Origin of the sequence: Bradyrhizobium sp. ISRA436, from assembly GCF_029910015.1 — a bacterium.
Lineage (GTDB): Bacteria > Pseudomonadota > Alphaproteobacteria > Rhizobiales > Xanthobacteraceae > Bradyrhizobium.
Genome location: NZ_CP094519.1, coordinates 1,234,907 through 1,250,119 on the forward strand (window position 1 = coordinate 1,234,907; position 15,213 = coordinate 1,250,119).

Consider the following 15,213-nt stretch of genomic DNA (forward strand, 5'->3'; position numbering starts at 1 on the left):
CTGGACAAGCCCGGGCATGACGAGTTTGTGGGTAGACCAACCAAACCACGGGGATCCGAACGCGCAGCATAACCGGCATATGCGATTGCCCGGCCGCACGCGGGGCGAGGTGAAGCGGAGCTCGCTGCTCGCTTCGAAGTTAAGGTCATCCTGTTCTGGCGAACCTGCGACAAACGGTCCCGACGGGCAACTCTACAAAACCCGTCAAGCCCTTGCGCAAGAAATAATTCTGTTTTCCAGAAGCTCAACTCAGTGTATGAATAACCCGTCTCACCCGCTTGAGGGGCGCTTCGCGATCGTCACGAGTGTTGGGTCGGGATGCGGTGGACGCCGCTGTCACGGCTGACGAGCGTGGCAGATTGCGGACGGCGAAGTCGTGCAGGCCTGACGCCCTAGTGGCAGGTGTCTCCTCGCAAGATGCGGAACGCATCTTTGCGAAGACGGTGACAACAAAGCCCAGTCTCGCCGGGGCGAACACGTATAAGCCGTAAAGCCATCGCGCAGGGAAAGCCGGGATTGCTCCGGTTTCACCTGTGGTCCTACCTCCCGTGCTTTCCATTTGCACGGGACCCATGGGTGCGATCGGCACCCGGCTTTCCCTGCGCCCTCTGTTAGTCAGAGAGCGAAACGAACGGCAAGACTCGGGCAGATCATGTCGCGAGAGCGAGGAAGTATTGTCTTGCGTCATTGCTTCGTCGCTTCAGCGCAAAATTGCTCTGCAATTTTGTCGCGAGCTCCTCGCAATGACGGCGTTGGTATCAGATCGCGCAACAAGCGCGATGTCGTCCCGGGCAAGCGCGGCAGTCGGCATGCGCCAAGCTCACATAGACGAGCCTATAGACATGCGACTTCGGTCCCTTACGGCTGACCCAGCCGCCTGCCGGGGGATGGTCGCCCTGATCGGCCGGCGGCGCGTTCCAGGGCGTGCCGGTGCAGGATTGGCTCACCGCGTCCCGGGCGACGCAGCCCCAGTCCGGCCGGCGCTCGATCCAGAGGTCCTGGTCCTGGCGTTGGTCACTGACGGTTCCATCCGGGCGGGTCTGCCGCAGGAGCGTGTAGGCCAGGCCGTCGCTCTGTCGGCCAACTCGACCTGCCCCGATTTTGCCTGCCAGCCATGATGGTTCCGCTTTGTGGACTCGCGTTATGTTATAATATAACAGTCTCCCATGGCACACGCGCATCTCCACGATCACGCCCACCACGGCCACGCCCATCCTCACGGGCACAGCCATGGCCCGGCGTCGCCGCACCCGGCGCAGGTCACGCATTGGTCGATCCTGCGCATGACGGTGCCGGCCCGGCTATCCGCGGCAATCGCAGTCAGCGCCTGCCTGTGGGCCGCCGTCTGGCTGGCGATGAGGTGATCCGTGGCTCCGCTCGTTACATTCCGCGATGTCACGCTCGGCTATGACCGCCACCCGGCGGTGCATCACCTCAACGGCGCGGTCGAGCCTGGTGCGCTGCTCGCCGTGATCGGTCCGAACGGGGCCGGCAAGTCGACGCTCCTGCGCGGCGTCGCCGGCGTGCTCAAGCCGCTCTCCGGCGTGATCGATCTCGACGGGCTCGAGCACAGGGATATCGCCTATCTGCCGCAGACCGCGGATATCGACCGCAGCTTTCCGATCTCGGTGTTTGACTTCGTCGGCACCGGGCTGTGGCGCACCACCGGCTTCTTCGGCGGCATGGGCAAGGCGGCGCGCGAGCGGATTTTGGTGGCGCTCGCCGCGGTCGGCCTCAACGGCTTCGAGAACCGCCCGATCGGTACGCTCTCCGGCGGGCAGATGCAGCGCATGCTGTTTGCGCGCGTGCTGTTGCAGGATGCGCGCCTGATCGTGCTCGACGAGCCGTTCAACGCGATCGATGCCAAGACCACCGCCGACCTGCTGGCGCTGGTCAAGCGCTGGAATGCCGAAGGGCGCACGGTGCTGGCAGCGCTGCACGACCTCGACATGGTGCGCAACCACTTCCCGGAGACGCTGCTGCTGGCCCGCGGCCCGGTGGAATGGGGCCCGACCGCGCAGGCGCTGACGCCGGAAAACCTTACGGTCGCGATGCGGATGTGCGAGGCCTTCGACGACTCTGCCGCCGCCTGCGCGGTCGATCCGCGATCGAGGGCCGCCTGACTGCCATGATCTACGATGCACTGATCGGCCCGTTCACCGAATTCGAGTTCATGCGCCGCGCGCTCGCGGCTGTGAGCGCGCTGTCGCTCGGCGGCGCGCCGATCGGTGTGTTCCTGATGCTGCGGCGGATGAGCCTGGTCGGCGACGCCATGGCGCATGCGATCCTGCCCGGGGCGGCGATCGGCTTCCTGCTGTCCGGGCTCAATCTGTTCGCGATGACGACCGGCGGCCTGATCGCGGGCTTCACGGTGGCGCTGCTGGCGGGCCTCGTCGCCCGCACCACCGAGCTGAAGGAAGACGCTTCGCTCGCGACCTTCTATCTGGTCTCGCTGGCGCTTGGCGTCACCATTGTCTCGATCAAGGGCACCAATATCGACCTGCTGCACGTGCTGTTCGGCAACATCCTGGCGATGGACGACCAGACGCTCTTGGTGATCGCGTTCAACGCCACCATCACGCTGCTGGTGCTCGCGGTGATCTACCGTCCGCTGGTGATCGAATGCGTCGATCCGGTGTTCCTGCGCACCGTGAGCCGGGCCGGCGCGCCGGCGCATCTGGCCTTCCTCGCGCTGGTCGTGATCAACCTCGTCAACGGCTTTCACGCGCTCGGCACGCTGCTCGGCGTCGGGCTGATGATCCTGCCTGCCGGCATCGCGCGGTTCTGGTCGCGCGACATCACCACGATGATCTGTATCGCGGTGGCGAGCGCCATGCTGTCGGGCTATGCCGGGCTCGTGCTGTCGTATCAGACGCGGATTCCGTCCGGCCCGGCGATCATCCTGGTGGCAGCGGGGGTCTATGTCGCCTCGCTGCTGCTCGGCAATGTCAGTGGGCTGGTGCGGCAGCTCTTCCCCGGCCGGCATCTCGAGGCATGATGGCGATGCGCAAGCTGGTGGGGCTGATCGGTCTGGCGCTGTTGCTGGTGAGTGGCGCCGCGCGCGCCGAAGGACGCGTCAATGTCGTCGCGAGCTTCTCGATCCTTGCCGACATGGTGCGGAATGTCGGCGGCGACCGCGTCGACGTGACTGCGCTCGTTGGCCCCGACGGCGACCCGCATGTCTACGCGCCGACGCCCGCGGACGCGAAGAAGGTCGCCGACGCCCGCCTCCTGGTCGTCAACGGCCTCGGCTTCGAGGGCTGGCTCCCGCGGCTGCTGCAGGCCTCCGGCGGCAAGGCCCCGGTCACGGTGGCGACCAAGGGCATCATGCCGCGGAAGATGGGCGGCCATGACGATCCGCATGCCTGGCAATCGGTGGCCAACGCGAAGATCTACGTCATCAATATCCGCGACGGGCTGATCGCCGTGGCCCCCGACCAGGCCGACGTCTTCAAGGCCAATGCCGACGCCTATCTGGCCAAGCTGGAGGCACTCGACCGCGAGGTGCGCGAGGCGGTGGCGAAGATACCGCAGGAGCGGCGCAAGGTGATCTCCACCCACGGCGCCTTCGGCTATTTCGCCGACACCTACGGAGTCACATTCTTCTCGCCGCTCAGCGTCTCCACGGATGCCGAGCCGAGCGCGCGCGACATCGCCGCTATCATCGCCCAGATCAAGCTTGCGAAAATTCCGGCAGTTTTTCTCGAAAATATCAGCGATCCGCGCCTGATCCGGCAGATCGCGGCCGAGACCGGCGCCAGGGTTGGCGGGACCCTTTACTCCGACAGTCTGACAGGCGAAAACGGCGATGCCCCCACTTACATTGACATGGTCAGGCACAATATAAAGGCCCTGACCAGCGCGCTCGCCGACTAGGGCAGGGGCCTCCCTGTCTGGGTTGAGCGCCTTTCAAGTTCCTCGGAGTTGTTATGGCTGAAGCATCGCAAAAGATTCCTGTGACCGTGCTGACGGGCTATCTCGGCGCCGGGAAGACCACGCTTTTGAACCGCATCCTGTCGGAGAACCATGGCAAGAAATATGCCGTGATCGTCAACGAATTCGGTGAAATCGGCATCGACAACGACCTCATCATCGGCGCCGACGAAGAAGTGTTCGAGATGAACAATGGCTGCGTCTGCTGCACCGTGCGCGGCGACCTCGTCCGCATCATGGACGGGTTGATGAAGCGCAAGGGCAAGTTCGACGCCATCATCGTCGAGACCACCGGTCTCGCCGATCCGGCGCCGGTCGCGCAGACCTTCTTCGTCGACGAGGACGTGCAGAAGAATGCCCGGCTCGATGCCGTCGTGACGGTGGCCGACGCCAAGTGGCTGAGCGATCGCCTCAAGGACGCGCCCGAGGCCAAGAACCAGATCGCCTTCGCCGATGTCATCGTGCTGAACAAGACCGATCTGGTCTCGAAGCCCGAGCTCGCCGAGGTCGAGGCTCGCATCCGCGGCATCAACCCCTATGCCAAGCTGCACCGCACCGAGCGTTGCCAAGTGGGGCTGACCGATGTGCTGGAGCGCGGCGCATTCGATCTCGACCGCATCCTGGAGATCGAGCCGGATTTCCTCGAGGCCGGCGACGATCACGATCATGACCACGATGATCACCATCACGACCATGACCATCACCACCATCATGATCACGACCATGGCGGGCTGAAGCACTATCACGACGAGGACATGCAGTCGCTGTCGCTGCGCTCGGAGAAGCCGCTCGATCCGACCAAGTTCATGCCGTGGCTGCAGCAGCTCGTCGCCACCGAAGGCCAGAAGATCTTGCGCTCGAAGGGCATCCTCGCCTTCACCGGCGATGACGACCGCTACGTTTTCCAGGGCGTCCACATGATGCTCGAGGGCGATCACCAGCGGAAATGGAAGGACGGCGAGAAGCGCGAAAGCCGGGTCGTGTTCATCGGTCGCGATCTGCCCGAACAGGCGATCCGCGACGGCTTCGAGCAGTGCATCACCACGTGATGAGCGATTTCGACGCGCCCGACGGGCCCTCCATCGTTTCGATCACCGACCGCGTCAAGCTGCTCCCGCTCGGCGCCGCCGTGGGTTCGGTGCATTTCCTCGGCGACCGTGCGTTCTTCGTCGGTGCGGAAGAGAGTGTGGCGATCGCGACCGCCGATGGCGAGATCACCCGCGTGCCGACGCATTTTGGCGCCATCCTGTGCGCGGCCTCCGACGGCAAACGGCTCGTCTCCGGCGGCGACGACGGCAAGCTGATCGTAACAGACGCGAAGGGCGAGACCTCGACGATCGCGACCGATGCCAAGCGGCGCTGGATCGATAACGTCGCACTGCATACCGACGGCACGGTGGCGTGGTCGGCGGGCAAGACCGCCTTCGTCCGCAGCCCCAAGGGCGAGGACAAGAGTTTTGAGGTGCCGTCGACGGTCGGTGGGCTCGCCTTTGCGCCCAAGGGGCTGCGGCTCGCGATCGCGCATTACGGCGGCGTGACATTGTGGTTTCCCAACATGGCGGCCAATCCGGAATTCCTGGAATGGGCCGGCTCGCATCTCGCCGTCACCTTCAGCCCGGACAACAAGTTCCTGGTGACCGCGATGCACGAGCCCGCGATGCATGGCTGGCGGCTCGCCGACAACAGGCACATGCGGATGAGCGGCTATCCCGGCCGCGTGCGCTCGATGTCATGGAGCGCCGGCGGCAAGGGGCTTGCCACCTCGGGCGCCGATACCGTGATCGTCTGGCCGTTCACCAGCAAGGACGGCCCGATGGGCAAGGAGCCGGCGATGCTGGCGCCGATGCCGGCGCGGGTTGCTGTGGTCGCCTGCCATCCGAAGAACGACATCATGGCGGTCGGCTACAGCGACGGCACGGTGCTGATGGTCCGGCTCGAGGACGGCGCCGAGATCCTGGTGCGGAGGAACGGCGGCGCGGCGGTCTCGGGGCTGGCGTGGAATGCCAAGGGCACGCTGCTCGCCTTCGGCGCGGAAGATGGTGACGCGGGCATTCTGGAAATGTAAGAGATCGCGGCATCCAGCCGGGCAGGTGCCATGCGATTTCTTGCGACGTTCCAGACCGCCGACTTCATCGACACACTGATCAGTCTGGCTTCTGCCTTCGTGCTCGGCACGCTGATCGGGGCGGAGCGGCAGTACCGGCAGCGCACCGCGGGCCTGCGTACCAACGTGCTGGTCGCGGTCGGCGCTGCCGCCTTCGTCGACCTTGCGATGCATCTGGCGGGTGCCGACGGCGCGGTGCGGGTGATCGCCTATGTCGTGTCGGGCATCGGCTTCCTCGGCGCCGGCGTCATCATGAAGCAGGGCATGGACGTGCGCGGTCTCAACACCGCCGCGACACTGTGGGCCTCGGCCGCGGTCGGCTCCTGCGCCGGTGCCGACCTGGTCGCGCAGGCGGTGGCGCTGACTGTGTTCGTGATCGCCGGCAATACGCTGCTGCGTCCGCTCGTCAATGCCATCAACCGCATCCCGCTCGACGAGAAGGCCTCGGAGGCGACCTATTACGTCAAGGTCGCGGTGACCACGGAGGCGCTGCCCGCGATGCGCGACCGCCTGGTGGAGAAGCTCGAAGCGGCGAGCTATCCGGTCGCCGATGTCGCGGTGGTCGAGGTCGGTGATGGCCTTCCGGAGGTCGTGGCGACGCTGGTCTCGACCGCGATCGATCCGAGCGAGCTGAATGCCGTCGTCACCGACCTCGAACGCCAGCCCGGCGTGCGCCACGCAACCTGGGAAAGCAACACCGCGGACTGAGTTCCTGTGGCCTCACGCCAAGGAACCATGCCGGAGCAGGATCGTTGAGATCGCGGATAACTCGCGAGTGGACGAGATGGCTGCGGATCATACCAGGCAAACGTATCGCAAACACATGCTGATCGCCGCCGCGCTGGTGATGGCTGGCGTCGCGGTAGCGGGCCTTTCGCTGCGCGAGATCTACGCGACCACTCCCGAGCACGTGGCGCAGGCGACGCAACCGCTGAAGCCTACGCCGGAGCCGCAGAAGACCGCGCCGCCGGCGGAGTCGAAGCCCGGTGGCGACCGTCCGACCACACCGGCGCCGGAGCCAGTCCATCCGGACGCCAACGCGCAGAAGGAGGGCGCCAAGCCGGTGCTGCCCCCGGCGCCCGCCGAGAAGACCGCGCCGCCGATCAAGCAGAAATAGGCCGCTCGCGAGCCTGCGCATTGTGACGCGCATTTGACGATCGATGCCGATTTTCCAGTCTCGCCTCGGCCGCTCGCCCGCCCCATAATCCGCGTCACAGCAACGCCAGATGGGGCATTCCATGAAGATCGAGGACGTCAGGCGCAACGCCTATTCGATGCCGCTCACCAATCCGTCGTTTCCGCCGGGGCCCTATCGGTTCTTCGACCGGGAATATTTCATCATCACCTACAAGACCGATCCGGAGGCGCTCGCGGCCATCGTGCCCGAGCCGCTCGAGGTCGCGGAGCCGGTGGTGAAGTACGAATTCATCCGCATGCCCGACTCGACCGGCTTCGGCGACTATACCGAAACCGGACAGGTGATCCCGGTCCGCTTCAGGGGTGAGGAGGGCGCCTACACCCACGCGATGTACCTCGACGACGAAGGCCCGATCGCCGGCGGGCGCGAGCTGTGGGGATTTCCGAAGAAGCTGGCGCGGCCCAAGATCGAGGTCGAGAGCGACGTGCTGGTCGGCTCGCTGCATTACGGCTCGGTGCTCTGCGCCTCCGCCACCATGGGCTACAAGCATCGCAAGATCGACCACGACACTTTATTGGACGCGATGAAGGTCCCGAACTTCATCCTCAAGATCATCCCGCATGTCGACGGCAGCCCGCGGATCTGCGAGCTCGTGCGCTTTCATCTCGAGGACATCACGTTGAAGGAGGCCTGGACCGGCCCGGCCGCGCTCGGCCTGTTTCCCCACGCGCTCTGCGACGTCGCCCGCCTGCCGGTGCGCGAGGTGGTCTCGGCGCTGCACTACAAGGCGGATCTGACGCTGGGACTGGGGACGGTGGCGTTCGACTACATGGCGAGGTGAGCTGTAGCCGACAGCAAAATGCCCGGCGCAGGGCCGGGCATTTCGTTGGCGTTGGCACGGTGAGCGATCACCGCACCAGGATGTTTCGGAACTGCCACGGATCGGAGGTGTCGATGTCCTCCGGGAACAGGCCGGGCCGGTCGTTCAGCGGGGTCCAGTCGGTGTAGAAGCCGTTGACCGGCCCGAGATACGGCAGCTGGATCTCGAGGCAGCGGCGGAAGTCCATCTCGTCGGCTTCGACGATACCGGCTTCCGGATTCTCCAGCGCCCACACCATGCCCGCGAGCACGGCGGACGACACCTGCATGCCGGTGGCGTTCTGGTACGGACAGATGCGGCGGGTCTCCTCGATCGAGAGCTGCGAGCCGTACCAATAGGCGTTCTTGGCGTGGCCGTAGACCAGCACGCCGAGCTCGTCGACGCCGTCCTCGATCTCGTTCTCGTCGAGGATGTGCCACTTCGGCTGCATCTTGCCTTCCGCGCCGAACATCTCGTGCAGCGACAGCACCGCGTCATTGGCCGGGTGATAGGCGTAGTGGCAGGTCGGGCGGTAGATCACCTTCGAGCCGTCGCGCACCGTGAAATAGTCGGCGATCGAGATCGCCTCGTTGTGGGTGACGAGGAAGCCGTACTGCTCGCCCGGCGTCGGACACCAGGAGCGCACGCGGGTGTTGGCTCCGGGCTGCTGCAGATAGATCGCCGCCTGACATCCGTGTTCGTGCGTGCGGCCGTTCTCCGGCATCCACTTCTCGTGGGTGCCCCAGCCGAGCTCGGCCGGCTGCAGGCCCTCGGACACGAAGCCCTCCACCGACCAGGTGTTGACGAACACGTTCATCGGCTTCGGCTTCTTGGAGCGCTGGGTGTCGCGCTCGGCAATGTGGATGCCCTTGACGCCGAGCTTGTGGGCGAGCTGGCCCCAGCCCTCGCGGCTCTTCGGCTCGTTGAATTCGAGGCCGGTGTCGCGGGCGATGTTGAGCAGCGCCTGCTTGACGAACCACGACACCATGCCGGGGTTGGCGCCGCAGGTCGAGACCGCGGTCGTGCCGCCCGGGCTCTTGTGCTTGGCCGCGAGCAGCGTCTCGCGCAGCGCGTAGTTGGTGCGGCCTTCGGAGCCGATGTTCTTGTCGAAATAGAAGCCGGCCCACGGCTCGACTACGGTGTCGATGTAGAGCGCGCCGATCTCGCGGCACAGCGACATGATGTCGACTGAGGAGGTGTCGACCGAGAGATTGACGCAGAAGCCCTGGCCACCGCCGGCGGTGAGCAGCGGCACCAGCAGGTCGCGATAATTGTCGCGGGTGACGGCTTGCTTGATGAAGCGCACGCCGTGCTGCTTGGCGAGCTCGCCATCCTCATGCGGATCGATGATCACGAAACGCGACTTGTCATAGTCGAAATGGCGCTCGATCAAAGGCAAGGTGCCCTTGCCGATCGAGCCGAAGCCGATCATGACAATGGGGCCGGAAATTTTCGCGTAGATCTGCGAGGAGGGGCTCATCATTTTCTCCAGGAGAGTGCCTAGCGGCGGGTAGAGTGGATCAGGGGTTGCGTCGCTTCGCGGTGACTTCGATCTCGACCTTCATCTCGGGCTTCAGGAGCCCCGCGACGATCAGCAGCGTCGCCGCCGGACGGATGTCGCCGAGAACCTCGCCACAGACCGCGAAATGGGCGTCCGCGTCGTTGACGTCGGTCAGGTAGTAGGTCGCGCGGACGATGTCGGCCATCGCAAAGCCGCCCTCTTTGAGCGCTGCCTCGATGGTCTTGAAGCAGTTACGTGACTGGCTCGTGACATCATCAGGCATGGTCATCGTGGTGTAGTCGTAGCCGGTGGTTCCGGCGACGAAGGCGAAGTCGCCGTCGATCACGGCACGGCTGTAGCCGGCGGTCTTTTCAAAGGGCGAGCCGGTGGAAATCAGGCGACGGGGCATGTTCGGACCTCGACTGAAAGGGGGCTTGGCGCGGGGTTTACGGGCAATCTGCGCGCCCGTGCAACCCTTGTGGCAGCCTCAGCGCGATTGCTGGGTGGTGTCGGGCGGCGACGGCGGCGTGGCGGCCAAGCGTCGCACCAGGATGTCCCTGACGATCATGACTGAAATCAGGACCAGCATGACCGTGGTGACGAGGCTGCGCAGGCGCGGGCGCGCGACATCGGTTGCGGGAAGGTTCTCGGACATGGCGAGCGGGCTCCTTACGCCGCGTGCGGCACGGCGAGTGGTGCCTTCCGGTTGCGGGCGCGGGATGCCTTGGCCTTGGGCAGCAACGCGCCGGTCGGCGTGATCATGCCCCAGGCGCCGTCGAGGGCGCCGTCAACGAGCTCGATTGCGAGCAGCCGCTCGCGCTCGAACGCGCCCGGCAGCGAGAGCGCGCCGGTCCTGGCGGTCGAGAAGCCGAAGCGGGCGTAATAGGGGGCGTCGCCGAGCAGGATCACCGCGCGATGGCCGCTCGCCTTAGCGACAGCCAGCGCGCGCTGCATCAGCGCGGCGCCGACACCGAGGCCGCGACAGTCGTCGTCAACTGCCAGCGGCCCCAGCATCAGCGCGCTGCGGCCCCCCGCGCTGACGTGCCACAACCGCACGGTTCCAACCAGCCGGCCGTCCTGGCGCACGGCCGACAGGCTCAGGCCTGCGGCAGGCGCGCGTCCGTCACGCAGGCGCTGGCAGGTGCGCGTATGGCGGTTCTCGCCAAAGCAGGCATCCAGCAGCGCTTCGCGCGCGACGACGTCCGATGCCCGCTCCGCACGGATCGCGAACGGAGCGGCATTCCGGATGAGGGCAACGGGGGCGTTCCGTTTTGCAGTCATGGCACGTCAGTCCCCGCTTGCAACGGCATGTGGCACGCCGCGGCAAGCGTCGTTCAGAGATTCGAAAATGGTCAGGGAAGGAGCCGGCGGGCCGGCTCCCGGTTCGTCAGGCCTCGAACAGGAGGCGGATCAGATGTGGTAGGTCTTCAGCGGCGGAATGCCGTTGAACGCCACCGACGAGTAGGTCGACGTATAGGCGCCGGTGCCTTCGATCAGCAGCTTGTCGCCGATCTCGAGCGTCACCGGGAGCGGATACGGCAGCTTCTCGTACAGCACGTCGGCGCTATCGCAGGTCGGACCTGCGAGCACGCATGGCGTCATGTCCGCCCCGTCATGCGGGGTGCGGATGGCGTAGCGGATCGACTCGTCCATGGTCTCGGCGAGACCGCCGAACTTGCCGATGTCGAGATAGACCCAGCGCACCTCGTCCTCGTCGCTCTTCCGCGAGATCAGCACGACCTCGGTCTCGATGACGCCCGCATTGCCGACCATGCCGCGGCCCGGTTCGATGATCGTCTCCGGGATCTGGTTGCCGAAATGCTTGCGCAGCGCGCGGAAGATCGACCGGCCGTACTGCACGACCGGGGGGACGTCCTTGAGGTACTTGGTCGGGAAGCCGCCGCCCATGTTGACCATGGTCAGGTTGATGCCGCGCTCGGCGCAGTCGCGAAACACGGTCGACGCCATGGCGAGCGCGCGGTCCCACGCCTTCACCTTGCGCTGCTGCGAGCCGACATGGAACGAGATGCCGCACGGATCGAGCCCGAGGCGCTTGGCGAGGTCGAGCACCTCCACCGCCATCTCCGGATCGCAGCCGAACTTGCGCGACAGCGGCCACTCGGCGCCGGCGCAGTCATAGAGGATGCGGCAGAACACCCGGGCGCCGGGAGCGGCACGGGCGACCTTCTCGACCTCGGCGGCGCAGTCGACCGCAAACAGCCGAATGCCGAGCGCGAAGGCGCGCGCGATGTCGCGCTCCTTCTTGATGGTGTTGCCATAGGAGATGCGGTCCGGCGTCGCACCAGCGGCCAGCGTCATCTCGATCTCCGCGACGGTGGCGGTGTCGAAGCAGGAGCCGAGCGAGGCGAGCAGCGACAGCACCTCGGGCGCCGGGTTCGCCTTCACCGCGTAGAACACGCGGCTGTCCGGCAGCGCCTTGGCGAAGCTCTGATAGTTGTCGCGCACGACTTCGAGGTCGACGACGAGGCACGGCTCGGTGTCGAGGCCCTCGCTGCGGCGGTTGCGCAGGAATTCCTGGATACGTTCAGTCATGGCACTCTCCAACGGCCCCAGCGACGGGGATCCGCTCAACGTGACGTCGGATAAGAGCGCTTTGGCCGTATCGCGCGATGGAGGCGCAACGAAGCCAAAAAACTCAAACCAGACTGTGCTGCCGTGGATTGGTTGGGAGAGTCTCCCGCCCGCTCACCTGGCAATGAAGGACAAGCCTTTTCAGTAGCCCGCGCCGGCGTTGGACTGCCGGTAGAGACCAAAAAAGCCCGATCCGTCGTTGCTTTAAGTCGCGTCCCCCGTGGAGAGCGGGGTGCGCCGGTTCGCCTCCGGCTGCCAGTCACGGTTGCAAGGAGTGGCGAGACCTTCAACGGCATCCCTGGAGAGAGATGCTGGCCGCCTGCTCGGCGACCCTCGGTTCTTCCATCCCTTGGCGGCTGTCCGGCCTCTTGTCCGGATACCTACCGACTGACACACGACCACAGGCACGTGCGAAATTGGGCAAGCGAGGAAATAAGTCTTTTGACTTTGTCGCGCAAGATTTTTTTTGCGATAGCGACAAATTTCCCTAACGCGCGCTTGCGATCTCGCGCGTGTCGCTCGCTTCAGCGTGTGGAAGATGAACAGCTGTTAAGAATGACTAACGAAGCGTGTGCGTTTTAGCCTTGTGCCGCAGCGCTTTCTTGAATCGCTGGTCTCACGCGCGACGCGTGAACGGCTCGACGCGCTGAGCGGCGCGAACGAAGGCGATCATGATCAGGACGCCGATGCCGAACAGCACGGCTTGCACGATGTGTGCGCCGACGTCGTTCAGCCCGAACAGAATCGCGAGCGCCCAGCCGCCGGCGAACGCCGCGCCGAACACTTCCGCGCCGATCAGGATCGCCGCCGAGATCACGGTGATGACGCTCGGCCAGACGATGGTGCGGTTGCCTGAGGTGGAGGGCTGCATGGTCATGGAATAGGTCCTGTTCAGGGGCGCAATCTCTCCGAAAAGCGCCCATCTATCAAGCGCAAAAGGCCCAAAAATGCCGTATCGCGTGATATAGACTCGCCGCATTTTCAAGGCGAAAAACGGAACATCTGATGTCGGAAACCAGCGCGCAGGCTCAGGCCAACCCCCTCCTGAAGGCGTGGCAGACGCCGTTCGAGACGCCGCCCTTCGCCGAGATCGAGCCGGAGCATTTCCTCCCCGCTTTCGAGCAGGCCTTCGCCGATCATTCGGCGGAAATCGCTGCGATCACCCATGATCCGGCGCTGCCCGACTTTGCCAACACCATCACCGCGCTGGAACGCTCCGGCAAGCTGCTGTCGAAGGTTTCGGCCGTGTTCTACGATCTGGTCTCGGCTCATTCGAACCCCGCGATCCTCGAGATCGACAAGGAGGTGTCGCTGCGGATGGCGCGGCACTGGAATCCGATCATGATGAACGCTGTGCTGTTTGGCCGCATCGCCATGCTGCACGAGAAGCGCGCCTCGCTCGGCCTGACCGGTGAGCAGATGCGGCTGCTGGAACGCACCTACACCCGCTTCCGCCGCGCCGGCGCCGGCCTCGACGACGCCGCCAAGGCGCGGATGGCTGAGATCAACGAGCGCGTCGCCCATCTGGGCACGTCCTTCAGCCATCATCTGCTAGGCGACGAGCAGGAGTGGTCGCTGGAGCTCGGCGAGGGCGACCTCGCCGGCCTCTCCGACACATTTGTGGCGGCCGCCAGGGCTGCGGCGGAAGAGCGCGGCAAGCCCGGCAAGGCGATCGTGACGCTGTCGCGCTCCTCGGTCGAGCCGTTCCTGCAGAGCTCCGCTCGCCGCGACCTGCGCGAGAAGGTCTACAAGGCCTTCATCGCCCGCGGCGACAATGGCAACGCCAATGACAACAACGAGACCATCGTGGAGATCCTTTCGCTCCGCGAGGAGAGCGCAAAGATTCTGGGTTACCCGACCTTCGCCGCCTACCGGCTCGAGGATTCCATGGCCAAGACGCCCGAGGCGGTCCGTGGATTGCTGGAGCGGGTCTGGAAGCCGGCGCGCGCGCGGGCGCTTGCCGACCGCGACGCGCTGCAGGAACTGATCGCGGAGGAGGGCGGCAATTTCGCCCTCGCGCCGTGGGACTGGCGCTATTATGCCGAGAAGCTCCGGCAGCGGCGGGCCAATTTCGACGATGCCGCGATCAAGCCCTATATGGTGCTCGACCACATGATCGAGGCCGCGTTCGACTGCGCCACCCGCCTGTTCGGCGTCACCTTCGAGGAACGCAAGGATATCCCGGTCTGGCACCCCGACGTGCGGGTCTGGGAGGTTAAGGACCGCGCCGGCAATCACAAGGCGCTGTTCTACGGTGATTACTTCGCCCGGCCTTCGAAGCGCTCCGGTGCCTGGATGACCTCGCTGCGCGACCAGCAGAAGCTCGACGGCGACGTGGCCCCGCTGGTCATCAATGTCTGCAACTTCGCGAAGGGCGCGGACGGCGCGCCGTCGCTGCTGTCGCCGGATGACGCGCGGACCCTGTTCCACGAGTTCGGCCACGCCCTGCACGGCATGCTCTCGGACGTGACCTACCCCTCGCTGTCGGGAACCTCCGTGTTCACCGATTTCGTCGAGCTGCCGTCGCAGCTCTACGAGCACTGGCAGGAGCGGCCCGAGGTGCTGCAGCGCTTCGCCCGGCACTACCAGACCGGCGAGCCGTCGCCGGACGACCTGCTCAAGCGCTTCCTGGCCGCGCGCAGGTTCAACCAGGGCTTTGCCACCGTGGAGTTCGTCTCCTCGGCGCTGGTCGACCTCGAATTCCACACCCAGCCGGCCGCGGCCAGCCGCGACGTCCGGGCATTCGAGAAGCAGGAGCTGGAGAAGATCGGCATGCCCGCCGAAATCTCGCTGCGGCACCGCCCGACCCAGTTCGGCCACATCTTCTCCGGCGACCATTATGCCTCGGGCTATTACAGCTACATGTGGTCGGAGGTGATGGATGCCGACGCGTTCGGCGCCTTCGAGGAGGCCGGCGACATCTTCGATCCCGCGACCGCCAAGCGGCTGCATGACGACATCTATTCGTCGGGCGGCTCGCGCGATCCCGAGGAAGCCTATGTCGCCTTTCGCGGCCGCGAGCCCGAGCCGGACGCGCTGCTGCGTCGGCGCGGCCTGCTCGAGACGCCAGAGGCGGCCTGAGGTGG

At 65.5% G+C, this 15,213-nt stretch carries 16 protein-coding genes; 10 read left to right on the top strand and 6 right to left on the bottom strand.

Features of this window, described 5'->3' with window-relative positions; genetic code table 11:
- The first annotated feature begins 1,166 nt into the window (after positions 1-1,166).
- The 9 genes from MTX23_RS05895 to MTX23_RS05935 all read left to right on the top strand — a co-directional run bounded on the left by MTX23_RS05895 (position 1,167) and on the right by MTX23_RS05935 (position 8,016).
- Positions 1,167-1,364, top strand: coding sequence for a hypothetical protein (locus MTX23_RS05895; protein WP_280975691.1), 198 nt, complete (start codon positions 1,167-1,169; stop codon positions 1,362-1,364).
- Positions 1,365-1,367: 3 nt separating this feature from the next.
- On the top strand, positions 1,368-2,123 hold the full coding sequence (locus tag MTX23_RS05900) for an ABC transporter ATP-binding protein (RefSeq protein WP_280975692.1): 756 nt from the start codon (positions 1,368-1,370) through the stop codon (positions 2,121-2,123).
- Between the two features lie 5 nt (positions 2,124-2,128).
- Complete coding sequence (locus tag MTX23_RS05905; RefSeq protein WP_280975693.1) at positions 2,129-2,998, top strand: metal ABC transporter permease; 870 nt, start codon at positions 2,129-2,131, stop codon at positions 2,996-2,998.
- Positions 2,999-3,003: 5 nt separating this feature from the next.
- Complete coding sequence (locus MTX23_RS05910) at positions 3,004-3,876, top strand: metal ABC transporter substrate-binding protein (RefSeq protein ID WP_280977980.1); 873 nt, start codon at positions 3,004-3,006, stop codon at positions 3,874-3,876.
- Between the two features lie 53 nt (positions 3,877-3,929).
- Positions 3,930-4,982, top strand: a complete 1,053-nt coding sequence (locus tag MTX23_RS05915) for a GTP-binding protein (protein WP_280975694.1) — start codon at positions 3,930-3,932, stop codon at positions 4,980-4,982.
- Positions 4,982-5,998, top strand: a complete 1,017-nt coding sequence (locus MTX23_RS05920) for a WD40 repeat domain-containing protein (protein WP_280975695.1) — start codon at positions 4,982-4,984, stop codon at positions 5,996-5,998. The genes MTX23_RS05915 and MTX23_RS05920 overlap by 1 nt, the downstream gene beginning before the upstream one ends.
- 30 nt (positions 5,999-6,028) lie before the next feature.
- Positions 6,029-6,745 carry an MgtC/SapB family protein gene (locus MTX23_RS05925; RefSeq protein WP_280975696.1) on the top strand — a complete coding sequence of 239 codons (717 nt, stop codon included), beginning with the start codon at positions 6,029-6,031 and terminating at the stop codon, positions 6,743-6,745.
- Positions 6,746-6,821: 76 nt separating this feature from the next.
- Positions 6,822-7,154, top strand: coding sequence for a hypothetical protein (locus tag MTX23_RS05930; RefSeq protein WP_280975697.1), 333 nt, complete (start codon positions 6,822-6,824; stop codon positions 7,152-7,154).
- A gap of 121 nt (positions 7,155-7,275) precedes the next feature.
- On the top strand, positions 7,276-8,016 hold the full coding sequence (locus MTX23_RS05935) for an acetoacetate decarboxylase (protein ID WP_280975698.1): 741 nt from the start codon (positions 7,276-7,278) through the stop codon (positions 8,014-8,016).
- Positions 8,017-8,083: 67 nt separating this feature from the next.
- On the opposite strand, the gene MTX23_RS05940 is transcribed toward MTX23_RS05935, so the two are convergent.
- The 6 genes from MTX23_RS05940 to MTX23_RS05965 form a co-directional block, all read right to left on the bottom strand.
- Entirely contained in the window at positions 8,084-9,514 is a 1,431-nt protein-coding gene (locus MTX23_RS05940) for a homospermidine synthase (RefSeq protein WP_280975699.1), read from the bottom strand.
- A 40-nt stretch (positions 9,515-9,554) separates the two neighbouring features.
- Positions 9,555-9,944, bottom strand: a complete 390-nt coding sequence (locus tag MTX23_RS05945) for a RidA family protein (RefSeq protein ID WP_280975700.1) — start codon at positions 9,942-9,944, stop codon at positions 9,555-9,557.
- 78 nt (positions 9,945-10,022) lie between these two features.
- The gene (locus MTX23_RS05950) at positions 10,023-10,190 is read right to left on the bottom strand and encodes a hypothetical protein (RefSeq protein WP_280975701.1); all 168 of its coding nucleotides are present in this window, start codon (positions 10,188-10,190) and stop codon (positions 10,023-10,025) included.
- 14 nt (positions 10,191-10,204) lie between these two features.
- Entirely contained in the window at positions 10,205-10,816 is a 612-nt protein-coding gene (locus MTX23_RS05955) for an N-acetyltransferase (protein WP_280975702.1), read from the bottom strand.
- A 129-nt stretch (positions 10,817-10,945) separates the two neighbouring features.
- Positions 10,946-12,088 carry a type III PLP-dependent enzyme gene (locus MTX23_RS05960; protein WP_280975703.1) on the bottom strand — a complete coding sequence of 381 codons (1,143 nt, stop codon included), beginning with the start codon at positions 12,086-12,088 and terminating at the stop codon, positions 10,946-10,948.
- A 655-nt stretch (positions 12,089-12,743) separates the two neighbouring features.
- Positions 12,744-12,998: a hypothetical protein gene (locus MTX23_RS05965; protein WP_280977981.1), complete on the bottom strand. Its 255-nt coding sequence runs from the start codon at positions 12,996-12,998 to the stop codon at positions 12,744-12,746.
- Positions 12,999-13,132: 134 nt separating this feature from the next.
- Here MTX23_RS05965 and MTX23_RS05970 point away from each other — a divergent pair, with 134 nt between their 5' ends.
- Positions 13,133-15,208 carry a M3 family metallopeptidase gene (locus MTX23_RS05970; protein ID WP_280975704.1) on the top strand — a complete coding sequence of 692 codons (2,076 nt, stop codon included), beginning with the start codon at positions 13,133-13,135 and terminating at the stop codon, positions 15,206-15,208.
- Positions 15,209-15,213: the final 5 nt, after the last annotated feature.

What these genes read in the sequence shown, in the direction of transcription:
- MTX23_RS05895 (WP_280975691.1), top strand. Translation starts at nt 1,167, where the DNA reads ATGGCACACGCGCATCTCCACGATCACGCCCACCACGGCCACGCCCAT.
- MTX23_RS05905 (WP_280975693.1), top strand. Translation starts at nt 2,129, where the DNA reads ATGATCTACGATGCACTGATCGGCCCGTTCACCGAATTCGAGTTCATG.
- MTX23_RS05910 (WP_280977980.1), top strand. Translation starts at nt 3,004, where the DNA reads ATGCGCAAGCTGGTGGGGCTGATCGGTCTGGCGCTGTTGCTGGTGAGT.
- MTX23_RS05915 (WP_280975694.1), top strand. Translation starts at nt 3,930, where the DNA reads ATGGCTGAAGCATCGCAAAAGATTCCTGTGACCGTGCTGACGGGCTAT.
- MTX23_RS05920 (WP_280975695.1), top strand. Translation starts at nt 4,982, where the DNA reads ATGAGCGATTTCGACGCGCCCGACGGGCCCTCCATCGTTTCGATCACC.
- MTX23_RS05925 (WP_280975696.1), top strand. Translation starts at nt 6,029, where the DNA reads ATGCGATTTCTTGCGACGTTCCAGACCGCCGACTTCATCGACACACTG.
- MTX23_RS05930 (WP_280975697.1), top strand. Translation starts at nt 6,822, where the DNA reads ATGGCTGCGGATCATACCAGGCAAACGTATCGCAAACACATGCTGATC.
- MTX23_RS05935 (WP_280975698.1), top strand. Translation starts at nt 7,276, where the DNA reads ATGAAGATCGAGGACGTCAGGCGCAACGCCTATTCGATGCCGCTCACC.
- MTX23_RS05940 (WP_280975699.1), bottom strand. Translation starts at nt 9,514, where the DNA reads ATGAGCCCCTCCTCGCAGATCTACGCGAAAATTTCCGGCCCCATTGTC.
- MTX23_RS05945 (WP_280975700.1), bottom strand. Translation starts at nt 9,944, where the DNA reads ATGCCCCGTCGCCTGATTTCCACCGGCTCGCCCTTTGAAAAGACCGCC.
- MTX23_RS05950 (WP_280975701.1), bottom strand. Translation starts at nt 10,190, where the DNA reads ATGTCCGAGAACCTTCCCGCAACCGATGTCGCGCGCCCGCGCCTGCGC.
- MTX23_RS05955 (WP_280975702.1), bottom strand. Translation starts at nt 10,816, where the DNA reads ATGACTGCAAAACGGAACGCCCCCGTTGCCCTCATCCGGAATGCCGCT.
- MTX23_RS05960 (WP_280975703.1), bottom strand. Translation starts at nt 12,088, where the DNA reads ATGACTGAACGTATCCAGGAATTCCTGCGCAACCGCCGCAGCGAGGGC.
- MTX23_RS05965 (WP_280977981.1), bottom strand. Translation starts at nt 12,998, where the DNA reads ATGCAGCCCTCCACCTCAGGCAACCGCACCATCGTCTGGCCGAGCGTC.
- MTX23_RS05970 (WP_280975704.1), top strand. Translation starts at nt 13,133, where the DNA reads ATGTCGGAAACCAGCGCGCAGGCTCAGGCCAACCCCCTCCTGAAGGCG.